This is a genomic window from Desulfococcus sp., assembly GCF_050178255.1.
In the GTDB taxonomy this organism is placed as follows: Bacteria; Desulfobacterota; Desulfobacteria; order Desulfobacterales; family Desulfococcaceae; genus Desulfococcus; species Desulfococcus multivorans.
On sequence record NZ_JBFXGG010000034.1, the window covers coordinates 1 to 24721 of the forward strand.

Sequence of the window (24721 nt, forward strand, 5' to 3'; positions counted from 1 at the left end):
ATTCCTTCCGGTAGAACGTCTGCTTGACATGCCGCTGGATGAAAGACTCGATCTCGCTTCGGCGGGGCCAGACATCCTCGAGATAGACCGGCTCTCCATTCGGATCCAGACCCAGGGGACGCCTGAGGAGATTGACGTCGATCCGTCCGGCGATGGCAAACGCGACCACCAACATCGGTGAGGCCAGGAAATTGCCCTTGACGGCCTGGTGGATCCGCGCCTCGAAATTCCGGTTTCCTGAGAGGACTGAAGCCACCGTCAGATCGTGTTCCCGAATCAGGCGCTCGATCTGAGGATGAAGCGGACCGCTGTTGCCGATGCAGGTGGTGCATCCGAATCCTGCCAAATGGAATCCCAAGGCCTGAAGGTAGGGCATCAGGTCGGCATCCTCAAGGTAATCCACCACGACCTTCGAGCCGGGCACAAGGGAGGTCTTGACGTGAGGCGGCACTTTGAGCCCCTTCTCAACGGCATTCTTAGCCAAAAGCCCCGCCCCCAGCATGACATAGGGATTGGATGTGTTGGTGCACGAGGTGATGGCGGCGATGACGATGCTCCCGTCCCCCACGCTCACCTCCCTGCCGTTGATGTTCGTAGTGAACCGTCTTCGGCCGCTCGGCGCGCAGTAGGCTTCCCGATGAGTGACGGAACCCGACTCGTCAAGAAATTTTGAGATGTTGTCGATGTCGGCATCTCTTTCGTGACCGCATTTCAGCATATTGTCGAAGTGGCTTTCCAGGTCGTTCAGCACAATGCGGTCCTGAGGCCGCGAAGGTCCGGCCAGGGAAGGTAAGACAGTGGAGAGGTCCAGATCCAGAACGGCCGTGTACTCGGGCGTCTCATCTCCGGTGTAGAAAAGGCCCAGCTCGCGCGTGCATCGCTCCACGACCCGGGCCTGGGCCTCCCGATCGGTTATATCGAGATAGTCGATGGTCTTTTCGTCTACCGGGAAAAACCCCATGGTAGCACCGTACTCCGGGGACATATTGGCGATGGTGGCCCGGTCGGGAACAGTAAGGCCCTTCATTCCCGGACCGAAAAACTCGACAAACTTTTCGACGACATTGTATTCCCTCAACATCTGCGTGACGGTCAGCACCAAATCCGTGGCCGTCACGCCGGCCCTGAGTTCACCGGTCATCCGTACACCGATGACCTCCGGAATGGCCATGAAATACGGCTGGCCAAGCATGACCGCTTCCGCCTCGATGCCGCCGACACCCCACCCCATGACCCCGATGCCGTTAATCATGGTCGTATGGGAGTCCGTTCCGACAAGGGAGTCAGGGAAGGCCGCCATACCGCCGTCCGACGTCGCCGTAATCACAACACGCCCTAGATGTTCCAGGTTGACCTGGTGGCATATGCCCGAATTGGGGGGCACAACCTTGAAATTGTCGAAGCTTTTCTGTGCCCATTTGAGCAAGGCGTACCGCTCGCCGTTACGCTCGTATTCCTTGGCCACGTTTTTTCTGAGAGCGTCGGCGGTGCCATAGTAATCCACTTGAACGGAGTGATCGACGATCAATTCAACGGGAATCATGGGATTGATTTTCCGAGGATCGCCACCCAACGCTTTCATGGCATCTCTCATGGCCGCCAAGTCAACGACGGCGGGAACGCCCGTAAAGTCCTGCATCAGCACCCGAGCCGGATGATATGGAATTTCCACCGGCGCCTCGTACCGTTTCCGCCACCGGGCGATATTCAGCAGGTCTTCTTCCCTGACCACACGACCATCCAGCTTTCTCAGCAGGTTTTCAACCAGAATCCGAATGGAAAAGGGCAACCTTTCAATATCGGCGATGCCTTTTTTTTCCATCAGACGGACGTCCATCACCGTATAGTTCCGGCCGTCCACCTTGACCTGGCGTAAAAATTCCTCTCGGTTAATCATTCCCCCTCCTTGATCACTGTAGGTTATCGTCCCGCAAGCCGTTTGCATGGAGACACGGCCATTTTCGAAAGTCGACATATGAGCGTACTATAGTATCGCTTGACGCCAACAATCAACACCCTTTTCCCGAAAGGGATTCTCCTCACGATGCTCACCGCTCAGCCGTTGACGTTGCATTTTTCCAACCGGAACAGGATTTCCATAAGCCGCGCGGTGTCGGCGACATTGCCTGTGATTTTTTGGCGTGGCTTCCGGAATAACGGCTGATAATCGACAAAGGGACCAAGAGCGGCATGCGTCGACTGGAAAGATTTTTCCGAGGATGTAGAAGGACGTAAAGGTTTTGTGATCGGGGCATTTCGCTGGTTCGGAATGCCCCGAGACGACACTTTTACCGCGCCAGAAAACTCCACATAACACCGGCGCCGATGGCTGAACCGATGACGCCGGATACATTGGGCGCCATGGCGTGCATAAGGAGGAAATTGGTCGGGTCCGCCTCATGGCCGACATGCTGAACCACCCGGGCGGAGTCGGGAACAGCCGAAACCCCCGCGGCACCCAGAAGAGGATTGATCTTTTCCCGCAGAAAAAGATTGATGAACTTCGCGAAAAGAACGCCCGATGCGGTCGCTACGCCAAAAGCAAGGGCGCCCAATATAAATATTCCAACGGATTGAGGCGTCAGAAATACATCCGCCTGGGTGCTGGCGCCCACGGTAATGCCCAACAGAATGGTAACCGTGTCGATCACGACCGTTCGGGCGGCCACGGCCAGTCGTTCCGCCACCACGCACTCCTTGAGGAGGTTGCCGAAAAACAGCATACCCAGAAGCGGCAAGGCTGCCGGGGCCAGAAGGCAGCAGAGCAGAAACCCGATGACGGGAAACAGAATTTTCTCTTTCTTGGAAACCTCCCGGGGATCCTCCATTCGAATCAGTCGCTCTCTTCGCGTGGTCAGAAGCTTCATGATCGGCGGCTGGATCACGGGAACCAGGGCCATGTAGGAATAGGCCGCAACTGCGATGGGCCCGATCAGTCTGGGGGCCAGTTGAGCGGTCAGAAAGATGGCCGTCGGACCGTCCGCGCCACCGATGATCCCGATGGAAGCGGCTTCCTTAGGATCGAAGCCCAGGGCAAGAGCACCCAGAAAGGTAAGAAATATCCCCATCTGGGCCGCTGCACCCAGGAGCATGAGCAGAGGCCGGGCCAGCATGGTCGAAAAATCGGTCATCGCCCCGATCCCCAGAAAAATAAGGGGCGGATAGATGCCAAGAGTAACACCCATGTAAAGATAATGCAGGACGCTGTTGTCCTCGTAAATGCCCAGGCCAAGCCCCTGAAAAACCGGAATGTTCCCGACGAGAATGCCAAACCCGATGGGCACCAGAAGCAACGGTTCGTAATTCTTGGCAATGCCGAGATAAATGAAGATGAGCCCGACGCCGATCATGATCAGATATCGGTAATCGAGCATGTAGTATCCTGTATTGTTGATAAATTGTGTAAGCAAATCTAGCAGCTGTTCCATGGATTCCGCTTCCGCTCCTCTTTGTTTCCTGTTGTTTTACGACAATTTCTGCCGCATCGATAAATCATAACCGGGCGTTTTGGTTCCATCGATAATATCCCTCTCCGTCCGGAACGACGATATCGGACAGCAGAAGGGTGTTGAGCGTGGAATGGGGATGCGAAATGCCGCATCGTACGGCATTCTCAAGGAGCTTTGGAAGCGCGAACGGCTCCGCCATGCGGTCCGCCAGCAGCTTGAAATGTCGGGCAGGCTCCTGAATATTCCCCGGAATAACGATGCAGACCTCTTCGGTTGTCGCGTGTTTATCGCGTTTTTTACGAAACTGCTCGTAGAATTGGTCGCGATCCTCCCAGAAGGCCAGTATCTTGTGGAGTTGGGCGATGGCTACGGAGAGCAAGACAAGCCCCGTAAATACGATACTGATCCCCACTGCCGCAATGGACCAACCATTATGAGCGGAAATGGCTTCAAAACCGGTCAATGAATACCTCCTTTATCTGTGCATTTTATCCAGGGATCGTGATGATTAGACGTCAAATAAAGAAAATCGGGCAAATGACAACGACAATCGCCGAAAATGATTTAATTTCATACCAAATCACCCAAAGGTCGATCAAGCCGTATTTCTCTGGACCGAGACGTCAAACCTCCGGAGCGATACTGTCGGCATCCGACGACGCGCCTTCATCATTGAAGAAGGGACGCCGTTGGGCGATCACGTCGTTGAGCCTTCGCATGATCGTTTCACTCAGGCGGGCATTCCCCCGGAGCAGCTCGTTGAATTTATCCCCCGCCGCCATAAGAACCTCGCCGTCCGTCAGCGCCAGTGTCGTCCCGCGATAATCGAACGGCTCGAGCATGGTGGACATCCCGATCACGTCGCCCTTTTCATGAAGGGTGAAGGCTTTTCCATCCTTGAAGGAGATCATAAAATTGCCGGAAAGAATGATGTAGAAATTCTGCGCCGGATCACCGCGGCGGGTCAGCAATTCTCCCTCTCTGACCCGAATGGAATTGAAAAGCGCCTTCAGCATCTCCAGGTCCCCATGTTCAAGCCCCTCAAACATCTCAAGCTGTTCAAGAAGGTTGAGATCTACAGCCATAAGATTTCCTTTCTCGTTCAATCCCCGAAACACGGATGCATTTATAGTACGCCCTACTCCCCAAACGGTGTGAGCCCACCCTCGGTCAACCGCTATACAGCTCAGTGCTTCAGTTCAATGGTGTTAGATAACTCGGCGGGACGTAACAGAAAAAACGTAATTTTTCCCTATTCTCTTTATCATCATCAGAGACCATAGTAAAGAGAAGAGACAAATCTATCACCAAGTTTTTTTGATGCTGTTTAAATTTGTTGGGTTTTTGCCGAACATGCTTACTGTAAGGAGAGAAAAAACGGCACACATATGCCGTCTGAATTCGATAAAATGTGAGGTACGCAGAATGAGCCTGGATCAGAATGTCATAGAAGATCAAAACTTTTTGGAAATAACCTACCGCTGGTATGAACCCTACCACAGGGCGGCATGCATATTCTTCGGGGTGTGGAACATCTTGAGCTTTATTCTGTTCTACAATGAGCTGCTCAAACTGGTTTCCGGGCAGATGCCGGCGCTTAAAGCCGCCGCGGCAACACTGCTGTTCGTGCTGTTGTGGCTGGTTCCGGTATATTGGATGCTTGTTCTGGCCTTGAACCGTACAGTCATTCAACTTACCCGGAAAGAAATGGTGGTCCGGCATGGGCCGCTGCCCTATTTCATTTCCGATGAAATTTTTCCAACCCGGGATCTCAGAAACATCTGGCTCGAAAATGCGGATCCGGAGTCGGAAGAAGGAGAAGGGGCAACAGATATCATCGCCGTGCTCAAAAACGGCGAAGAACGCACCGTGATCAAAAACGTAAAGGATACCATGGATTCAGAGATAATCCGGGACCGGATCAATGCATGGCTCGAAAAAGCAGGCGGAACGTCCCGGAGGACCCCGAAGTCGATCTCACCCCCCAACCCAATGGTCAACAAGGCGACGTAGACCGCCACATCACCTTTCCGCGGCAGGACGCCACAAAGGTAGAGGGGATGTCTATCGTTTTCTGTGAAGGATATATCCGGCGATGGCCCTCAGGGGTTCACTTCGGTCGTCAAACTGCGAAATGGCCGCCAGCGCCTCTTGAATCAGCTCATGCGAAAACCGCCTCGATCCCTCTAAGCCCATAAGGGCCGGGTAGGTACTTTTGCCGCGGTTCCTGTCGGTGCCGACGGCTTTTCCCATCACCAAGGGATCCCCTTCCACGTTGAGGAGGTCGTCCGTTACCTGAAACGCCAGCCCGATACGATCTGCGTAATGCAGGAGCGCGTTAATACGGTCCGCATCCGCACCGCCCGATATTGCACCCGCCGCCACCGATGCCCGGATGAGCGCACCGGTTTTCAGGGAATGCATCGCCTCAAGTGAAGTCGCATCCAAAACCAGTCCCTCGGCGGCGAGATCCCGCATTTGGCCCTCGATCATGCCTTTGCAGCCGGCAGCAACGGCGATCTCGCGGATAACCTTGAGCCTGCGCGTCGGGTCTGGGCCTTCCTGTTCGGCACCTTCCGCGAGAACCTCGAAGGCCATCGTGAGCAGCGCATCCCCCGCCAGCAGCGCCGTAGCCTCATCAAACTGAATATGGTTGGTTGGTCGCCCCCGCCGGAGGTCATCGTTATCCATCGCAGGAAGATCGTCGTGAATGAGCGAATAGGTATGAATCATTTCAAGAGCGCATGCCGGGATCAGCGCATGTGTCTCACCACCGCCCACGGCCTCCGCGGCAGCGATACAAAGAATGGGCCTGAGACGTTTTCCTTCGGCCAGCAGGGAATACCGCATCGCCTGAACGATTCGAAAGGGACTGTCGGCCTCACCGCAGAGGCGGTCAAGTGCCGCATTGACGGTCCGACGCTTTTCAGCGAGATAACGCTTCAAATCAAACATATCTCTATGTCTCTCCTCCGACACCATCTCTTGAAGCGTTTGAATCACACATTTTACCCGATATCTCTCAAACGGTCGACAGCTGCCGCAATATCATCCGGTGAAACGACGTTGACCTCTGTTTTTCGGCCGATCCCCATGGGTAACGTAATCGCCAGGTCGCCGCCAAGGTGCTCTCGGAATTGGGACAGCCCGACCATGATTTCCAGGGACCCGTCGGATACACGCCGATTGAGTCGTTCATCCCATACCGGCAGGCCGCAGGCCTTCAGTCCATCGACAATCCGGCCCCATTCCGCCTGGGTCATCAACCCGAGGCGTACCGCGATATAGGAATCCAGAGCGATGCCGACGGCCACCGCCTGTCCGTGACCAATGGCATAATCGGACATATTCTCCAATTTGTGAGCGGCCCAGTGACCGAAATCCAGGGGTCGCGCCGAGCCGAATTCAAAGGGATCCCCGTTGCTTCGGATATGATCCAGGTGAAGAAGTGCGCACCTTTCGACGACTGTTGCCATGGCCGTCAGATCACGTGCTTTAAGCGCTGCGGCTGACCGTATCAGAAACTCAAAAAAATCGGCGTCCTTGATGACGGCAACCTTGAACGCCTCGGAAATTCCGCTGATCCATTGTTCAAAACTCAAGGTCGACAGGAACAATACATCGTTCAGCACTGCAAACGGGGGTGAAAATGTACCGATATAATTTTTCTGACCTTGATCATTTATGCCGTTTTTGACGCCAATGCCGGCATCGTTCTGCGCCAGCGTTGTGGTCGGCACCCGCAGAAGTCTCAGCCCACGGTGAACGACGGCCGACGCGAATCCGACCATGTCGAGTACCGCTCCTCCACCAACAGCGACAACGTAACTCTGCCGATCCAGACGACACTCATTGATTTTATTGATGATATCGTGAACATGACGCCATCCGTTTTTAACCGATTCCCCGCCCGGAACCACGGATGGAGGTGCCACAAGATCGATATCGCCGGAATGATGAGCGAAATACTTTTGGATACGCAACAGCAGGTCTTCCCGGGCGGCGGCGGCGCCTGCATCCACGAAAACCAGGCAACGGTGCCGACGCAGCTCGTTTAGCCGCCCGGTCGCCTTCACCAGAATCGTGTTGTCGGGCGAAAAAAGATCTTCGGTAAAATAGACCGGATATTCAAAAGGGACTGAAAAGGACTGGATGTAGGGTTTCGCATTCATGACGGATCTGTTCCAATTCAACTTTCGACTTTCATGATGGTGACCGGACAGAGGCGCCGGGAGTATACGGCCTATGAAAGTCGAAAGTTGAGTTCCAAGTTATCAAAGTATGACGTCATTCCGGAATTCCTCAATTTTAATTGGAAATTCCGTCGATGTTCAGATCGGCATCCTGAAAAATCGGCGTCAGGTAAGCAAGCCCTTCACGACCGGCCAGTTCCGGCATATCCACGTAGGGATAAAGCTCCAGGCAGATGTCCCCGGCATATCCCAGCCGCTTCATGGCTTTGAACACCGAAATAAAGGAGATTGCACCGCGTCCGGGAACGAGATGGCGGTGGATCCGGGTATCGGCGATATCCTCGATATGGATATGACCAATCCACTCGAAAAGTTCCTCAAAGGCCGCGGCCGGATCTTCGCCGACACAGTAAAAATGACCGACGTCAAAATTTAGGCCGACGATCGGCGATGAAATTTCCTTCATGAATGCCTTGAATTGCGACGTATTTTCAATGAGGAGGTCCGGTTCCGGCTCTATGAGGATATGAATATCCAGTGCCTCGGCTTGAGGGATGACGCGTTCCAGTCCTTTTCGAAATAACACAAAGGCTTCGTGTTCACCAATACCGTCGACAGGTCCGCCTGGCGGTATGGAAATGCATTTGCATTTCAGCCGTTCAGCGACCTTCAGACATGCCAGAGTGTGACGGATGCGGATCTCCCGTCGGGACTCATCCGGCTCGATCCAGGACGGCAGATAGGTATCTCCCACGGCAAACAGCGTAAAACAATTGAGGTTTGTGGCTTTCAAGCCGCATCGTTCAAGAGCGGCTGCCACGGCAGCCAGATCTTCCGCATTGAAATCAGGCGGATAAAGGTGAGGTTTGTCACACATGATCTCGATTCCCTTGAAGCCTATGCGCGCGATCTTTTCGATGGATTCGACAAGGGGATACTTGACAAATGCGTTGCTGCTGTATGCAAAGACCATACGCTTCCTTTCTCGGGGAATTCTCCGGAACAAAAAAAGCCAAGATGAAGGATCCTAACCGATTTAGATCCATCTCTTGGCTTCAATATCGAAAAATGGTGCCGAAGGCCGGATTTGAACCGGCACGGGCGTAGCCCACTACCCCCTCAAGATAGCGTGTCTACCAAATTCCACCACTTCGGCACAAGAAAAGATCATTCAACCGTATTCCCGGTACTGTTATCCGTCGGTGTGGTTTCCGTGGATTGAGGTGTTTGAACCGATTGGTCGTTCGTGGATGTGGTGTCGCCCTCCACGCTGCCGTCGTCGCCCGCCTCCGTACCCGAATCCACAGGATTCATCGTCTGATTGACCTTGGTGTCGGTCATGACGGAACCTTCCATGCGATGACCGGACATGTAAGCCAAGGTGAGCGAAGTGATCATGAAGATAATGGCTGCTGCCGTAGTAGCCTTACCCAGAAAAGTCGAGGCACCCGTACTGCCGAAGAGCGTGTTGCTCGCTCCGCCACCGAAAGCCGCACCCATATCCGCTCCCTTTCCTGTCTGTAACAAGACGATCATAATGAGAGCGATACAGACGATTACATGTATCACGATCAATAACGCGGACATCGACGATATAGTTTCCTTATTTATTGGAAATGAATGATTTTGCTGAACGTATCCGCATCCAAGCTTGCGCCGCCCACCAATGCCCCATCAACATCCGGCATTTCCATCAACGCCTTTATATTGTTGGGCTTTACGCTGCCACCATACTGTATCCTTATGGAATTGGCAAGCTCATTTCCATATTTTTTTTCGATTAAAGAACGTAGAAAGTTGTGAACTTCCTGAACTTGTTCTCGGCTTGCCGTTTTCCCGGTACCGATAGCCCACACAGGCTCATAGGCAATAACCAACATCGCCACGTCATCTGAGCGGAGGTCTTTTAAACCGTTTTGGACCTGTTTGTCAAGCACAGAAAACGTTTTTTTTGCCTCACGGTCATTCTCCGTCTCACCTACACAAAAAATAGGCGCGAGGCCGTGTTCTACGGCGGCTTTAATCTTTTTGTTCACCGTTTGGTCCGTTTCACCGAAATACTGGCGCCGTTCAGAATGGCCGATAATCACGTAACGACACCCGACATCCCGAAGCATGTTCGGAGATGTCTCTCCGGTAAATGCACCCTCGGCCTCCCAGAACAGATTTTGCGCGCCGAGACGGACGGCGCTTTCCCGAACGACATCATATACGGCGGTAAGCGCCGTAAAATTCGGGGCGATCATCACCTCGACCCCTGTAACGTCCGAAACCCGATTCACCAATGCTGTCGCAGTCTCCATCGCTTCACGAGCGGTTTTGAACATCTTCCAATTTCCGGCGATAAAAGGCTTCCGCTCTCCCATATTCACACTCCTCTCCGGCTTTAGCCGCCTCCCGGACCGTTCATCAAAAATGTCCGTCGGTTTCTTTGATTCAAAAGACCGGTGCGTTCGACCTTTTCATCCCCGCTTATTTCCTCTTAAAATGCCGCTGGCCATGGAAATGCTTCGTTTTCCGAAATTTTCCAGGCATTCGGCAAGCTCTCCAAGATCCATGTTTTCCCTGCTGTTGATCGCTTTGATGACGATCGGCAGATTAACCCCGGAAACGACATCTACATGACCTTCCCGAAGAAAGGAATAGCTGATATTGGACGGTGTGCCGCCGAACATATCGGTCAGTATCAAGGCGCCATGTTTTCGGGTGACTTCTTTCACAGCCCGCGCCACCTTGCCTCGAAGCTTGTCCACATCTTCCGTTATATTAATGGACACCGCTATCATAGCCTCCGGCCGAAATCCGACGATAAGCTCGGCCGTATCAATCAATACCGATCCCAGTTGACCATGTGTGACAATGACAATACCGATCATAATATTCCTAAATCATCTCTCTTACTCAGGGACAGGCGTCTAATTGTCTTTTCCGATATCCCTGTGAACGATGTGGACCCATCCATGCCGACCTTTAATGTGCTCATAAATCGAGCATGCGATGGCGACCGATCGATGTCTCCCCCCGGTGCAGCCAATAGCGATCGTCAGGTATGCCTTTCCCTCCTTTTCATACAAAGGTATCAGGAAATCAAGCAGGTCGGTGTATTTCTCGATGAATCGATGTGTTATGTCCCGATTTATCACATAGTTTTGAATTTCCGGTGCCCTGCCGTCGAGAGGTTTCAGTTCAGGCACAAAATATGGATTAGCGACAAACCGGACGTCCATTACCAGATCCGCATCGTTCGGCAGCCCGTACTTGAAGCCGAAGGTCAGAATGGTGATCCTCAGCGGAATCCGCTTTTCCTTCTCCCGGGCGATATCGAAAATACGAGATTTAAGTTCGTGTATCGTATAATTCGACGTATCGATCACTTGACCCGCTATGCGTCTCAAAGGCATCATCTTCTGCCGTTCGAGGCGTATCCCCTCCAGGACACCGCGAGTCCGGGCGAGGGGATGAAACCTTCGGGTCTGGGAATACCGTCTCAGCAGAACATTTTCATCAGCCTCGAAAAAAATAATCTCGAAACGGTAGCCTGTTTTCCCCAAAGATTCGAATACGCGCTCATATCGATCCAGAAAGTACTTCTCCCGGAGATCCATCACGAACGCCAACCCGGTGTATTCTTTCTTGATGGGCAGATTCAAAAAATCCGGCAGCAGTGAAACGGGCATATTATCGACACAGTAGAATCCCGCATCCTCAAAAGCCGCCATTGCGGTGCTCTTACCGGAGCCGGACAATCCCGTGATGATGATCATTTTCAATTCTTCCGGCATGCATCACCCGGAACCGCTATTAACATCGATTTAGAAGCTTTCATCCTCTTCCCTGATGATATTCAGCACATCCTCGCTGGTCTTCGCATTGCGCAATCGCTGCTTCAGGAGATCGTTTTTCAGGATTCTGGATATCCGGGACAACAGCTTGAGGTGGATGTCAATGGAATTTTCCGGCGTGACCAGCAGAAAAAAGATGTGGGTCGGTCGCCCATCCATGGATTCAAAATTGACCCCTTTGCGACTCAGTCCGAAGCCGACGACAAGGGAATCGAGCCCTTTCAGTTTCCCGTGAGGAATGCCGATCCCCCCGCCGATGCCGGTGCTCCCGAGTCGCTCACGTTCCATGAGAACCTTTACGAGGTCCGCCGGATCAGCACCGGAGGACTGTGCCAGGGGAACGACCAGTTCTTCGATAACGCCCTTCTTCTCAGTGGATTTCAGGTCGACGATAATCGCATCTTTTCGTAAGACATCAAGAATTTTCATGCTAAAACTGTATCCAGAAAAGCGACCTTTGTCTCAAGGCCTATTTGAGAAGTACGTCTTTGATCACTGACGCCGACACGGAGCAGGAAATTATCGATATTTGACCCGTGTTCCTTCGAAAATCTTTCCCCCGAATGAAAACGTCAGGACTCAGGGAGGCCCTCGGGGCTGCAATTATTCCGGCCCCGACCTTTTCAAGTGGGGCCTTTGCCGTGCCGACAGATGCCGATAAGGCATCATCGAGGTTTACTGGGGTTGAATCAGGCCGTAATGGCCATCATTCCGGCGGTATACGACATTGATCCGATCTGTTCTGGCGTTGGTGAACACGATAAAATTGTCATCGGCAAGATCCAGTTGCATCACGGCCTCTTCGGCATCCATGGGCTTATATTCCAGGGTCTTGACAATGATTTCAGCCTCGTCGTCCAAAGGACGCACATAATCAAATCCTTCGGGAGCCGTATCGACCTTCGCGCCGCCTCTGCCCCTCCGGTCTCGGATCTTCTGTTTGCTTCTCTTGATCTGTTTTTCAAGTTTGTCCATGACCATATCGATCGCGGAATACATATCGTTGGTCTCTTCTTTTCCGTTAATCTTAAGCCGGTCTCCGGTAATGTTTATTTCAGCAATATGGCGGAACTTTTCGACGGAAAGGACCACGCTCGCTTCGGCAGGATTGTCGAGAAAACGGTCGAATCGGTTCAGTTTGTCTCCTACATAGGCTTTAAGGTGATCTGAGGGATCGATATTTTTGAACGTAACAGATGTCTGCATAGTATAGACCTCCCTTAAAATTGTTTGCGTTTGTTCGATGGCAGTATTTTCATCATTTCTCTGTACTTTGCGACGGTTCTTCTCGCAATGTCGATGTTCGAGGCTTCCAGGATCCGTGAAATTTTCTCATCGCTGTATGGTTTCCTGGGGTCCTCCCCTTCGATAATCTGACGAATCCGATCCTGGACGCTCGCCGACGCGACGGCATCACCGTTTACCCGGTTGATGGAACTGTTGAAAAAGTACTTCAGCTCAAAAATACCTTGGGGGGTGTAGACGTATTTGTTTGTCGTCACCCGGCTGATGGTGGACTCGTGCATATCGATGTCTTCAGCCACATCCTTGAGAATCATGGGCCTTAAATGGGCTATCCCTTTTTCGAAAAAAGCCCTTTGATGTTTTAAAATACTCTCCATCACACGGTAAATCGTTTTCTGACGTTGCTGTATGCTTTTGATGAGCCAAGCGGCCGATCGCATCTTCTCCTGCATATACTCCCGGACCGATCCCGAAAGCGCGCCTCCCCTACCCATGGCATGGTGGTAAAAATGATTGACACGGAGCTTTGGCATACCGTCGTCGTTCAACACAATGACAAAATCGTCTTCCACTTTGTAGACATAAATGTCCGGCGTGATGTAATGGGATTCGTCATCGCTGAACTGACGTCCCGGTCTGGGTTCGAGACCCTTGATGACATTCACGGCGGCGATTACGTGGTCGATGCCGACCTTGAGGGCTCTGGCGATCGCCTTGTAATTCTTGTTTTCCAGGTGATTGATATGATGATTAATGATCTCCGTCACCACCGGATCGTCACATCCATAGTGCCTGGCCTGGATCAGCAGACTCTCCTGAAGATTCCGTGCGCAGACGCCGATCGGATCAAATCCCTGAAGCAGGGTGAGCACCTTTTGGACGCGATCCGTGTTCACACAACCCATCTCGGCAAGTTCCTCCACCGATACCTCCAGGAACCCGTTCCGATTCAAATTGCCAATAATGAGGCTGCCGATCTTTTCTTCCTCCGGTGAAGGCGATGTCATCAAAAACTGCCATAACAGGTGGCCGCTCAGCAGTTCCTTTTGAGCAATAAAGGCCTCGTAACGAGGTGCTTCCTTTTCTTCGGCCTCATAGCTGACCCTGCCTGGAGAATTATATTCCTCGATGTAACTGCTCCAGTCAATGTCCTCGGGGATTTTCTCCTCGATCTTCACTTCGAGGCTTTCCGGCGACGCGTCGTTTTTATCCGCCATGCGGTCGTCGTCCAGACCGTCCGCCGTTCGTTCTTCCAGGCGGATCTCTTCCTGGACCTCCTCCAACGCAGGGTTTTCCTCCAGCTCCTGTCGAATGGTATCCATCAGTTCCAGGCGAGACAACTGCAGGAGCTTGATCGCCATCTGGAGCTGAGGTGTCATCACCAGCTGCTGCGTCAGCTTGAGCTGTTGTCTGAGTTCAATTGCCATTGTTATAACCTGAATTCATCCCCTAAATAAAACCTTCGGGCGGTTTTGCTTGCCGCGATTCTTTCAGGGGGACCCGCCTCGATCACTTCTCCCGCATTCAAAATATAGGCGTAATCACATACCCCCAACGTTTCCCTGACATTATGATCGGATATCAGGATGCCGATACCCCTCCGCTTCAGATGTTCGACGATCTTTTTGATATCGATCACCGCCAGAGGATCGACACCGGCAAAAGGTTCATCCAACAGGATGAACGACGGATTGGTCGCCAGTGCACGACTGATCTCCAACCGCCGCCGCTCTCCTCCGGACAGGACGTTCGCCTTCTGGGTCTTGAGTCGAAGGATGCCCAACTCCTCCAGCAACTGATCCGCTCGCCGCTCCTGCTCCTCCCGGGGAATGGGAAGGAACTCGAGAATGGCCAGAACATTCTGTCGGACCGTCAGCTTCCGAAATATGGAGGTCTCCTGAGGCAGATACCCAACACCTCTCCTGGCTCGTTTGTACATAGGATAATCCGTAATGTCTTCCTCATCAAGATATACCCGCCCGTCATCGGGTTGAATCAGCCCTACGGCCATGTAAAAGGTAGTGGTCTTTCCGGCGCCGTTAGGCCCCAATAACCCAACCACCTGGCCGGATTTCACCGACAGACTTGCTGAAGCGACCACCCGGCGACCGTGATATGCCTTTACGAGGGACCTGAGGCTCAACTCCGCCACGTCAATTCAATCCCTTTTCTCCGGGGAAAAAAACGCCCTGGACATTGCCGTCAAACCGGATCTGACCGCTCTCACGATTGATCGATATCCTGGAACCCGAAATTTCCCCGCTGGAAGATTTGGTCACCCTGGAATTGGGGCCCGAAAGTATCAGAATCCGATCGGCGGTGGTGTAGACCGCCTCCCGGCTCTCCGCCACAGTATCATCGAAAGTAATCCTGACATTGCCGTTAGCAACGATCTTTTGGATGGAATCCCGCCCGGCACCATCTTTCTGATTCGATTTACCCGAACGCGTCCGGGGGTTTCCCTCGTAGTAGATTTTCAGACGATCCGACAGAATCTCCGTATCCCCCTGAAGCGCCTTCACGTTGCCGATGAATTCGGCATATTTTTCGGCGTCATTCACCACAAGACTTTCTGAAGTTATATGGATGTTCTCCTTCCCGGCAGGCCGGTCGGCAGGCGACGTCTCGGCCGAAACCGCCGAGGGGATAACCGTCTCGACCCACATGAGCGACATCAGGCAAAAGGCGCCGAAAAACCGTTTGAGAAGATTACAGTTCAATATCTTCACTCAGGATCCCCTTGACGTTTCCTTCCAGTATGGCTTGCCGTGTCTTCATATCCAGAGACGCCGAATCGGCGGTCAGATCAAATCCCGCCCCTGAAAGCACGACAGGAAGATTGGTGAAAAACCGGTGTTCCGCATTGTCGTAATTAAGGACCTCGGTCCTCAATTCGTATGTCGCGTCCCTCACGACGACGTCACCGCTCACACTGATGTTGTTCGAATCGGTTCGGACGGTTCCCTTTGCGGCGGTCATTACGATCTCCTCCCGTCCCTCCATAAAAAAAGTTACCGACGGCAGGGTAAAAACCGCCTGATTCTCGGCATTGAGATATTCGGCGGAAGCCGCGTTGAGGGACCATTCCAGCATGCCGTTCCGGACTGCGGTCTGCCGGACGGAGGAGATAGCCATTCCCGCACCCTCCTGAACGGTGGAAACCAGGCTTTCTTCCTCGTCCATCAGATGGCGGTATCCCGTAAATACGGCAATTACCGCCACCAACGTGATCGTTATGAAGAGCAGAAGTATGACTTTTATTTTTTTGAAAGTGTTATTTTTCATCATTCACGTATCGATTCATGACATTCCCCCACGCCCCCTGGGCTTTCAGGAGAGCCTCGCACACCTCGCGCACCGCTCCCCGCCCGCCCCGGCGGGTTGTGACCATGTCCGCATGCTCGATAAGAATGTCGTGGGCATCGGCGACGGCAACTGAAAACCCGACGCGCCGCATCAGCGGCAAATCCTGAAGATCGTCTCCCACAAAGGCAATCCGGCATGCCGAAACGCCTGTCGTTTTCACGATGTCATCCAGTACGGCCCGTTTATTCCTGACACCGTCGAACACCAGGTCGATTGCCAGATTTCGGCATCGATGTCGCAGCGCTTCCGATGTCCGCGCAGTGACGACCCCCACCCGGATGCCCGCATCCATTGCCAGGCGAATGCCGAGCCCGTCCTTGACGTCGAAGGATTTAATTTCGGCGCCTGATTCGGTATAGGTAATCCGGCCGTCGGTCATCACGCCGTCTACGTCCAGGAGCAGCAGCCGGATCTCCCTGAGCTTTTCAGTTTTCAGCGGAACATCACGTTCCGCTTCCGGTCCGGAAAGGATCATGCCACCTCCCGGATACGCTTCAGTTTTGACAGCAGCGGTGCCAGAGTGTCGATCTTGAGGGAATTCGGCCCGTCACATAGAGCATTGTCCGGATCGGTATGTACTTCGAGAAAGACCCCGTCCACCCCTGCGGCGACCGCTGCTTTTGCCAATACCGGGGCAAACTCCCGCTGCCCTCCCGACGCCGCTCCAACGCCCCCCGGCAGTTGAACGCTGTGGGTGGCGTCGAAAATGACCGGGCAACCTGTATTCCGCATAATCCCGATACCCCGAAAATCGACGACGAGATTGTTATAGCCGAAAGAAACGCCTCGTTCCGTGATGATCACGCGATCGTTGCCGACGGACCGGATCTTCTCGACGATATTCGACACGTCCCATGGGGCGAGGAACTGCCCTTTTTTAATATTGACCGGCTTTCCGGTCCGGGCAACGGCCAGGATCAAATCGGTCTGTCGACAGAGAAAGGCCGGAATCTGGATGACATCCAAGACTGCCGCAGCGGTATCCACGTCCTGGATGCGATGGACGTCCGAAAGAATGCGCAACCCCAGCTCTTGTTTGATTCTTTCAAGTGTCCTCAGCCCCTTCTCGATCCCCGGCCCCCGGAAGGAGTGAATCGACGTCCGGTTGGCCTTGTCATAGGAAGCCTTGAAAATCAGCGGGATCTGCAAATCCCCGGTCATTTCCTTGAGATACGCGGCAATCTCAAAAGCGCGCGATTCCTCCTCGATGACACAGGGCCCCGCAATCAGGACCAACGGCTGTCCGACGCCCATAAGCAAATTTTCGATATTTACCAAATTATTCATCCTGTTAATTTCCCTTAATAGCTGTTTATCGTGGGTGGGGTGAAAAGTCAAGAAACGAAAAACAGGCCTTGATTACAGCGGTTTTAACTGATATTGTCGCCCACGAAACATTCAGCGGGGAGGGTTGTATAATCCATTGAAAGATAAGATGAAAACATTGAAAAATCGAATTTTCCTTATCACGGGCATCCTGCTCCTTGCAGGACTGGGGGTCTTTCTCTATTTCAAGCTTGAAGGCAGCGGACCGACGGTAACGATCCAGGGATTGGAGGATGCCGTCCAAGCCTCGAACGAACTCGACATCAGGATCTCCGATCCCAGGAGCGGTATCCGGAGCATCACCATCACCCTGGAAAAGGACGGCAAAAAGGTGGTGCTCTTTGATGAAACCTATCCGGCCATCAACATAATCGCCGGCGGGAAGGTCTCCGAAAAGGATCTGGCCGTCACCATCGAACCACAGAAACACGGTTTTTCCGACGGCAACGCCACGCTTCATCTGACGGCAAGGGATTATGCATGGCGGAGTTGGTGGCACGGCAATAAGACCGTCCTCGAGAAATCCGTGTTGATCGATTCCCATCCACCGAGAATCGAGGTCCTGAGCCGACAGCACAACATCAACCAGGGAGGCGCGGGCCTGGTGGTCTACAGATTGTCCGAGCCATGCCTTCGGCACGGGGTTCAGGTCGGCGACAACTTCTTCCAGGGGTACCCCTTGGCGGACGACAAAAACAACCGTCTGGTATGTCTGTTCGCGCTCGATTATCGTCAAGGGAAGGAGACACCGGTATCCATCAGCGCAGCGGACCGAGCCGGGAATATTTCCAAGGCCGGATTCTACCACCATATCCGAAGCAAAACTTTCAAAACGGATCTGATTCAACTCTCCGATAATTTTCTGGCTCAGAAAATGCCGGAATTCGACGACAGTCTCTTCAAGACGCCGCCAACGTCGCCGGTGGACAAGTTTCTGGCCATCAACAGGGAGATCCGTTCCGCCAATGCTCAGGAGTTCCAACGCCTGTCATCGATCTCCGATGGTACCATTCGATGGGACAACGCCTTCCTGAGGCTTCCGAACGCCGCCCGAAAGGCCAGCTTTGCCGATCATCGGGATTACCGGTATCAGGGGGAAACCATTGACCGACAAGTGCACCTTGGCATTGATCTGGCTTCCCTCGCCCACGCTCCGGTGCCGGCCGGCAACACGGGAAAGGTCGTTTTTGCCGGGCCCATCGGTATCTACGGCGAAACCGTCGTCATCGATCACGGCATCGGGCTGTTCAGCACTTATTCCCACATGAACAGCATTCAGGTTCAACCGAATCAGATGGTCAACCGGGGAGATATTATCGGCACCACCGGCACGACAGGGCTTGCAGGAGGCGATCATCTTCATTACGGTATGCTCGTCGGCGGCGTTTTTGTCAATCCGGTGGAATGGTGGGACCCGGAGTGGATCAGGAACAACATAACGCTTAGAATCGATACCATCGACTGATATCGTGCGAGAAACGATATCCCGTCGGATTCAGGAGCCATCCATGAAAGATTTCAAGGTCAACAAGACCTATCAAACCATCAACCGAAAAATTCAGAGTGGAGAAGCCGTTGTCGTGACCGCCGAAGAGATGATCGGGATCGTCAGGGAGAACGGTCCGGTGGAGGCGGCACAACAGGTGGATGTGGTCACCACGGGAACATTCGCTCCCATGTGCTCTTCCGGCGCATTTATCAACTTCGGACATTCGGTTCCCACAATCAAGGCGTCCAAGGTATGGCTCAACAACGTCCCCGCCTATGGCGGCATTGCGGCCGTCGATTGCTATATCGGTGCAACGGAGGTTTGCGAAGACGATCCCTTGAACAAGGTTTATCCGGGTGAGTTCAACTACGGCGGAGGTCATGTCATCGAAGACCTTCTTGCCGGAAAGAAGGTTCAGCTCCGAGCCACGGGTTACGGCACCACTTGTTACCCCAATACCCGTTTCGAAAAGAAAGTGAGTCTCGAAACCCTCCCTTACGCAGTGCTGTGCAACCCCCGAAACGGTTATCAGAACTATAACTGTGCCGTCAACCTCACCAACAAGACCGTCTATACGTATATGGGAGCGCTAAAGCCCAAAATCGCCAACGCCAATTACTGCTCCGCCGGACAGCTGAGCCCCCTGTTCAACGATCCCTATTACAAGACTATCGGCCTGGGGACACGAATATTTCTGGGCGGCGGCATCGGGTATGTCACCTGGGCCGGTACTCAGCACAATCCCGCTGTCGACAGGACGCCCCAGGGCACCCCGATGAAACCTGCGGGCACCCTTTTTGTTATGGGAGACATGAAGGGCATGAGTCCGGATTGGATCAAGGGGGTCAGTATTCAGGGATACGGATGCTCCCTTGCCGTAGGGTTAGGGATTCCAATACCCATTTTGAATGAAGAGATGGCTGGATACACCGGCGTTTCCGATGAAGACCTTTTCACCCAAGTGGTCGATTACGGCCATGACTACGGCAACGGCATCGCCAAAACTTACGGCCGGGTGAGTTACGCCGAACTGAAAAGCGGTGTCGTCACCATCGAAGGCGAAACCGTTCAGACCGTTCCCCTGTCGAGTATGGTGAAAGCCCGCCGGATCGCCGACATTCTCAAAGAATGGATCTCCGAGGGGACCTTCCTTCTGGGTGAGCCTCAATTTACGCTGCCGTCCTAGCTTTTCGGCGGCCCCTCTATAAATAAAGAAGGGGGTGCCCCCTCGGACGGGGTTGACGGCATGAGCGGCATGGATCGTATTAGAGCCTTTATCGCGTTTAAAATTCCGGAAAGCGTCTTGTGTCATATCCGGAGCATCCAGGAGACGCTTGCAGCCGGAGGGATCTCCATGCGATGGACTCCCGTCGAAAACGTTCATCTGACATTGAAGTTTCTGGGCGACATCCGACCGACGGCTGTGGAATCGATTTTTGAAGCGATGACGGGTTCGGTCCAAGCCGCATTCCCCCTCCGATTCAGCGCCAAGGGGCTCGGTGTCTTTCCCGGCATCCATCGGCCGCGAGTGCTCTGGATCGGCCTTAAAGGAGATACCGCCCTTCTCATCGATCTTCAGCGCCGACTGGATGTGGCCCTCGAAGCGCTGGGGTTTGCCCCGGAACTCAGATCGTTCAAGGCACATCTCACCATCGGTAGAGCTCGCGGACCGCTGAACCCCCAGAAGCTTGCATTGCTTTTGGCCTCGGCAGGTTCCGCCGAATCCCCCCAATTTTCGGTGGACAAATTGATTTTGTTTCAAAGCGAGCTTTATCCCAGAGGACCGATCTATACGGAATTGAAAACGGCCGTCCTGGCGGGTTGAGACGTTCCGATCAACAGACGGCCGGATACGAACGACTTTCAGAGCATGATGGCACCCGACATGCAGGGTGGTCATGTCGGCCATTGCCCGGCAAACTGAGACGCGGCACCACATTGCGGCCGGAAAGTCCATAACGATATGAAACAAATACAAATGTTCCAGGAGGGAAATATGAATATTTCACCCGATAAACAAAAAGCGGTGGAGTCCGCTATAACCCAGATCGAACGCCAGTTCGGCAAGGGCTCGATCATGAAACTGGGGAGCAAAGAGGTTCAGAATATCCCCGTCATTCCCTCCGGCTCGCTTGCCCTGGACAAGGCTCTGGGCATCGGCGGTTTTCCCAGGGGAAGAGTCATCGAGATTTTCGGTCCGGAATCCTCGGGGAAGACAACGCTGGCCCTTCATGCCGTAGCCGAAGCTCAGAAACAGGGAGGCATCGCCGCCTTTATCGATGCCGAGCACGCTCTGGACACGGTCTACGCCCGAAAGCTCGGGGTCAATTGCGACGAACTGCTGATATCCCAGCCCGACACCGGCGAACAGGCTCTGGAAATTGCAGATATGCTGGTCCGCAGCGGCGCGGTGGACATCGTGGTGATCGACTCGGTAGCCGCCCTGGTTCCCCGCGCGGAAATCGAGGGAGAGATGGGGGACGCCCATATGGGGCTCCAGGCCCGACTGATGTCCCAGGCCCTCAGAAAATTGACCGGCACCATCGGCAAGACGATGACATCGGTGATTTTCATCAACCAGATCCGGATGAAAATCGGCGTGATGTTCGGCAATCCCGAAACCACAACCGGCGGCAACGCCTTGAAATTCTATGCGTCCCTTCGCCTCGACATCCGGCGGATGGGTGCCATCAAAGACGGGCAGGAACAAATCGGCAACCGAACCAAGGTACGGGTGGTCAAAAACAAGATGGCACCGCCCTTTCGGGAGGCTGAATTCGACATTACTTATGGAGAAGGCATTTCGCGTACGGGCGACCTGATCGACATGGGCGTTGAGATGGGAATCGTCGAGAAAAGCGGCTCTTGGTATTCCCATGACGGCGATCGCATCGGCCAGGGTCGTGAAAACGTCAAGAAGTTTTTGGCCGAAAACCCCGAGGTCTACGACGCCATCCTCAAAAAGGTCCGGGTCGGTTTGGGGCTGGTCAAGGAAGACCAACCGCAACCGCCTCCCCAGAAAGATGCGGAGTGAGCGACGAAAGGGTCCGCAAAGCCGACAATCTCAAAGAGGAATGAGTGAGGCCTTAGGTATAGACGACAACATCTTGTGACGGAGAGATCCATGACAGGCAACGAAATCCGACAGAAATTTCTTGATTATTTCCAGAAACATCACCATCAGATAGTACGAAGTTCGTCCCTCATTCCTCAAGACGACCCGACCCTGCTCTTCACCAATGCGGGAATGGTGCAATTCAAGCGCACCTTTCTCGGGGAGGAAAAACGCAGATACGTCCGGGCCGCAACGTCCCAGAAATGCGTAAGGGCCGGCGGGAAACACAACGATCTGGAAAACGTCGGATACACCGCGCGACACCACACGTTTTTCGAGATGTTGGGCAATTTTTCCTTCGGCGACTATTTCAAGGAAAAAGCCATCGAGTTCGCATGGGATCTTCTGACCAACGGTTATGGACTCCCCGAAGATAAGCTGTGGGTCTCCATCTACCTGGACGATGACGAAGCCTTCGACCTCTGGCGGACCGTGGTCGGCGTCCCTGAAGACCGAATCGTCCGTTTCGGTGAAAAGGACAATTTCTGGGCCATGGGCGATACGGGCCCATGCGGTCCATGCTCAGAAATCCACATCGACCGAGGCGCTGAATTCGGGTGCGGACCCGACTGTAGCCTGGGGTGTGAATGCGATCGGTATCTGGAGATCTGGAACCTGGTCTTCATGCAGTTCAATCGGGACCAGTCCGGCAACATGACGCCCCTGCCCAAACCGAGCATCGATACCGGCATGGGCCTCGAACGGATCGTCTCTGTTATCCAGAACGCCGCCACCAACTATGACATAGACCTGATCATGCCCATCATGCGCAAAGCCGAGGGCCTCTCGGGACGCCGGTTGGGCGAATCGGCGGAGACGGACGTGGCCATGAAGGTCATCGCCGACCACAGCCGAGCCATGGCGTTTCTGATCGGCGACGGCGTCCTGCCCTCCAATGAAGGCCGTGGGTACGTGCTTCGCCGCATCATGCGCCGAGCGATCCGATACGGTCGCAACCTGCACCTGATGCGGCCCTTTCTCCACGAAACCGCCAAGGTTGTTTTTGACATCATGAAGCCGGCCTATCCTGAACTCGCCAAAGCGGAGGCCTTTATTACCAACGTTATCCGAAACGAAGAAATCCGCTTCTCCGAAACCCTCGACAAGGGCCTCGCCCTGCTCAACGACACCCTGGCCGAGATGACGGAAAAAAAGCAGACCGAGGTTCCAGGGAACGTCATCTTCAAACTTTACGACACCTTCGGGTTCCCGGTGGATATCGTTCGTGATGTGGTCCGGGATCGCAATATGACGCTCGACATGGCGACTTTTGACCGACAGATGGCCGAACAACGGGAAAAATCCCGCTCGGTGGTTAGTTTCTCCCAGATCAGCGACGCCTACAAAAAACTGTCGGCCGACGGCATCATCCCTGAATTCATAGGGTACGAAACCACTCTCTGCGACAGCACCATACTGTTGCTGGTCAAGGACGGAAAAGCGATCGAATCCGCCGGGGAAAGCGACACTGTCGAAGTGGTCGTAAAGAAAACGCCGTTTTACGGCGCATCGGGTGGACAGGTGGGCGACATCGGAAAAATCACCGGGACGGCCTTCGAGATGACCGTAACCGATACGACCAAAGACCCCACCGGGATGATCATCCACAAAGGCAAGGTGGTCAAGGGGAACATCCACGTGGGGGACACCGTCAGCCTTTCGGTGGATAAAGCCGCCCGACAGGCCACGGCCTGCAATCATACGGCCACCCATATTCTTCACGCGGTCCTGCGGGAAATTCTGGGTGACCACGTCAAGCAGGCGGGTTCTCTTGTCGCCCCCGACCGACTCCGCTTTGACTTCACCCATTTTTCTCAAGTGGATCCCGAAACCCTCGATCGGATCGAAGCTCGGGTCAACGACTACATTCGTCGGAATGCCACGGTGAACATCGTGGAAATGGCGGCCGAGGAGGCCTTTAAAACCGGTGCAATGGCCCTGTTCGAGGAGAAGTATGGTGATCGGGTTCGGGTCATCTCCCTTGACGCCTTCAGCAAAGAACTTTGCGGCGGCACCCACACCCGGCTCACGGGGGACATCGGCTGCTTCAAGATCATCTCGGAATCGAGCATCGCCTCAGGGGTTCGAAGAATCGAGGCCGTGTCGGGCCGAACGGCCGTCGCCGTCGTGCAGAAGATGGCCGCCGCCCTTCGGGATGCCGCGGCCCTTCTCAAAGACAAACCGGACGCCGTCGTTCAAAGAATCGAAAAGACCCTGGCGGAAAACCGTGCCCTGGAACGGGAGGTCGAACAACTCAAATCGAAAATGGCCACCATGTCCGCGGCGGGGATCGACGATGAAATCCGGGAAATCAAGGGTGTCAAGGTATTGGCCAAACGCGTTGCAGCCGACAACCCTGCCGCTCTCAGGGACGCGGCGGATAAATTCAAGGACAAGCTCCAATCCGGTATCGTCGTTCTCGGCGGCGCCGCGAACGACAAGGCCATGCTGATCGTGGTGGTCACAAAGGATCTGACCGGACGATTCCATGCAGGAAACATCGTCAAAGAGACGGCTGCCGTTGTCGGCGGAGGCGGGGGCGGACGGCCGGATATGGCGCAGGCGGGCGGCACCCGGCCCGAAAAACTGGATGAAGCCCTCGAATCGGTTTACGGTATCATCGAAAGGACATGACGGCCATGTGACGCGACGGCAACGCGGTGGAAGCCACAATCACACCCCCAGCACAAAGGAGA

General features: G+C 53.9%; 25 protein-coding genes and 1 tRNA gene. 6 read left to right on the forward strand and 20 right to left on the reverse strand.

Going from position 1 to position 24721, the window contains the following annotated elements; genetic code table 11:
• The 4 genes from acnA to AB7S84_RS08620 form a co-directional block, all read right to left on the reverse strand.
• Positions 1-1897: aconitate hydratase AcnA (gene acnA / locus AB7S84_RS08605; protein ID WP_428153928.1), on the reverse strand; the 1897-nt coding region annotated here is incomplete at its 3' end.
• 391 nt (positions 1898-2288) lie between these two features.
• Positions 2289-3428: a sodium ion-translocating decarboxylase subunit beta gene (locus tag AB7S84_RS08610; protein WP_020876977.1), complete on the reverse strand. Its 1140-nt coding sequence runs from the start codon at positions 3426-3428 to the stop codon at positions 2289-2291.
• Positions 3429-3492: 64 nt separating this feature from the next.
• On the reverse strand, positions 3493-3912 hold the full coding sequence (locus AB7S84_RS08615) for an OadG family protein (protein WP_020876976.1): 420 nt from the start codon (positions 3910-3912) through the stop codon (positions 3493-3495).
• Positions 3913-4072: 160 nt separating this feature from the next.
• Positions 4073-4534, reverse strand: a complete 462-nt coding sequence (locus tag AB7S84_RS08620; protein WP_428153931.1) for a Crp/Fnr family transcriptional regulator — start codon at positions 4532-4534, stop codon at positions 4073-4075.
• 340 nt (positions 4535-4874) lie between these two features.
• Here AB7S84_RS08620 and AB7S84_RS08625 point away from each other — a divergent pair, with 340 nt between their 5' ends.
• A complete protein-coding gene (locus AB7S84_RS08625; protein ID WP_428153933.1) occupies positions 4875-5462 on the forward strand; it encodes a hypothetical protein in 588 nt (195 codons plus the stop codon).
• Positions 5463-5513: 51 nt separating this feature from the next.
• Here AB7S84_RS08625 and AB7S84_RS08630 read toward each other — a convergent pair whose 3' ends face one another.
• From AB7S84_RS08630 to kdsA, 16 genes are all read right to left on the reverse strand, one after another.
• Complete coding sequence (locus AB7S84_RS08630; RefSeq protein ID WP_020876973.1) at positions 5514-6404, reverse strand: polyprenyl synthetase family protein; 891 nt, start codon at positions 6402-6404, stop codon at positions 5514-5516.
• Positions 6405-6457: 53 nt separating this feature from the next.
• Entirely contained in the window at positions 6458-7621 is a 1164-nt protein-coding gene (locus AB7S84_RS08635) for a 3-dehydroquinate synthase (protein ID WP_428153936.1), read from the reverse strand.
• 136 nt (positions 7622-7757) lie between these two features.
• Positions 7758-8615 carry a sugar phosphate isomerase/epimerase family protein gene (locus AB7S84_RS08640; RefSeq protein WP_020876971.1) on the reverse strand — a complete coding sequence of 286 codons (858 nt, stop codon included), beginning with the start codon at positions 8613-8615 and terminating at the stop codon, positions 7758-7760.
• Between the two features lie 96 nt (positions 8616-8711).
• Positions 8712-8798: transfer RNA gene (locus AB7S84_RS08645), tRNA-Leu, on the reverse strand.
• Positions 8799-8809: 11 nt separating this feature from the next.
• Entirely contained in the window at positions 8810-9229 is a 420-nt protein-coding gene (gene secG, locus AB7S84_RS08650; protein ID WP_020876970.1) for a preprotein translocase subunit SecG, read from the reverse strand.
• Between the two features lie 20 nt (positions 9230-9249).
• Complete coding sequence (gene tpiA / locus AB7S84_RS08655; RefSeq protein WP_020876969.1) at positions 9250-10008, reverse strand: triose-phosphate isomerase; 759 nt, start codon at positions 10006-10008, stop codon at positions 9250-9252.
• A 96-nt stretch (positions 10009-10104) separates the two neighbouring features.
• Positions 10105-10518: a PTS sugar transporter subunit IIA gene (locus AB7S84_RS08660; protein ID WP_020876968.1), complete on the reverse strand. Its 414-nt coding sequence runs from the start codon at positions 10516-10518 to the stop codon at positions 10105-10107.
• 39 nt (positions 10519-10557) lie between these two features.
• Positions 10558-11424 carry an RNase adapter RapZ gene (rapZ, locus tag AB7S84_RS08665; protein ID WP_020876967.1) on the reverse strand — a complete coding sequence of 289 codons (867 nt, stop codon included), beginning with the start codon at positions 11422-11424 and terminating at the stop codon, positions 10558-10560.
• 30 nt (positions 11425-11454) lie between these two features.
• Positions 11455-11913, reverse strand: coding sequence for a PTS sugar transporter subunit IIA (locus AB7S84_RS08670; protein ID WP_020876966.1), 459 nt, complete (start codon positions 11911-11913; stop codon positions 11455-11457).
• Positions 11914-12159: 246 nt separating this feature from the next.
• Positions 12160-12690, reverse strand: a complete 531-nt coding sequence (gene hpf / locus AB7S84_RS08675; RefSeq protein WP_020876965.1) for a ribosome hibernation-promoting factor, HPF/YfiA family — start codon at positions 12688-12690, stop codon at positions 12160-12162.
• Between the two features lie 14 nt (positions 12691-12704).
• Complete coding sequence (gene rpoN, locus AB7S84_RS08680) at positions 12705-14156, reverse strand: RNA polymerase factor sigma-54 (RefSeq protein WP_020876964.1); 1452 nt, start codon at positions 14154-14156, stop codon at positions 12705-12707.
• Between the two features lie 2 nt (positions 14157-14158).
• A complete protein-coding gene (lptB, locus tag AB7S84_RS08685; protein WP_020876963.1) occupies positions 14159-14881 on the reverse strand; it encodes an LPS export ABC transporter ATP-binding protein in 723 nt (240 codons plus the stop codon).
• Position 14882: 1 nt separating this feature from the next.
• Positions 14883-15458, reverse strand: a complete 576-nt coding sequence (locus AB7S84_RS08690; RefSeq protein ID WP_020876962.1) for an LptA/OstA family protein — start codon at positions 15456-15458, stop codon at positions 14883-14885.
• The gene (gene lptC, locus AB7S84_RS08695) at positions 15439-16017 is read right to left on the reverse strand and encodes an LPS export ABC transporter periplasmic protein LptC (protein WP_040415678.1); all 579 of its coding nucleotides are present in this window, start codon (positions 16015-16017) and stop codon (positions 15439-15441) included. Before lptC ends, AB7S84_RS08690 begins: the two co-directional genes overlap by 20 nt.
• Entirely contained in the window at positions 16004-16570 is a 567-nt protein-coding gene (locus AB7S84_RS08700) for a KdsC family phosphatase (protein WP_020876960.1), read from the reverse strand. The genes lptC and AB7S84_RS08700 overlap by 14 nt, the downstream gene beginning before the upstream one ends.
• Positions 16567-17382: a 3-deoxy-8-phosphooctulonate synthase gene (gene kdsA / locus AB7S84_RS08705; protein WP_020876959.1), complete on the reverse strand. Its 816-nt coding sequence runs from the start codon at positions 17380-17382 to the stop codon at positions 16567-16569. The genes AB7S84_RS08700 and kdsA overlap by 4 nt, the downstream gene beginning before the upstream one ends.
• Before the next feature lie 148 nt (positions 17383-17530).
• On the opposite strand from kdsA, the gene AB7S84_RS08710 reads away from it, so the two are divergent.
• The 5 genes from AB7S84_RS08710 (at position 17531) to alaS (ending at position 24659) form a co-directional block, all read left to right on the forward strand.
• Entirely contained in the window at positions 17531-18886 is a 1356-nt protein-coding gene (locus tag AB7S84_RS08710) for a M23 family metallopeptidase (protein ID WP_428153945.1), read from the forward strand.
• A gap of 43 nt (positions 18887-18929) precedes the next feature.
• Positions 18930-20096, forward strand: a complete 1167-nt coding sequence (locus AB7S84_RS08715; protein ID WP_020876957.1) for a homocysteine biosynthesis protein — start codon at positions 18930-18932, stop codon at positions 20094-20096.
• A gap of 69 nt (positions 20097-20165) precedes the next feature.
• Positions 20166-20735: an RNA 2',3'-cyclic phosphodiesterase gene (thpR, locus tag AB7S84_RS08720; protein WP_020876956.1), complete on the forward strand. Its 570-nt coding sequence runs from the start codon at positions 20166-20168 to the stop codon at positions 20733-20735.
• Positions 20736-20906: 171 nt separating this feature from the next.
• Complete coding sequence (gene recA / locus AB7S84_RS08725; protein WP_020876955.1) at positions 20907-21944, forward strand: recombinase RecA; 1038 nt, start codon at positions 20907-20909, stop codon at positions 21942-21944.
• 90 nt (positions 21945-22034) lie between these two features.
• On the forward strand, positions 22035-24659 hold the full coding sequence (gene alaS / locus AB7S84_RS08730; RefSeq protein ID WP_020876954.1) for an alanine--tRNA ligase: 2625 nt from the start codon (positions 22035-22037) through the stop codon (positions 24657-24659).
• Positions 24660-24721 lie beyond the last annotated feature (62 nt).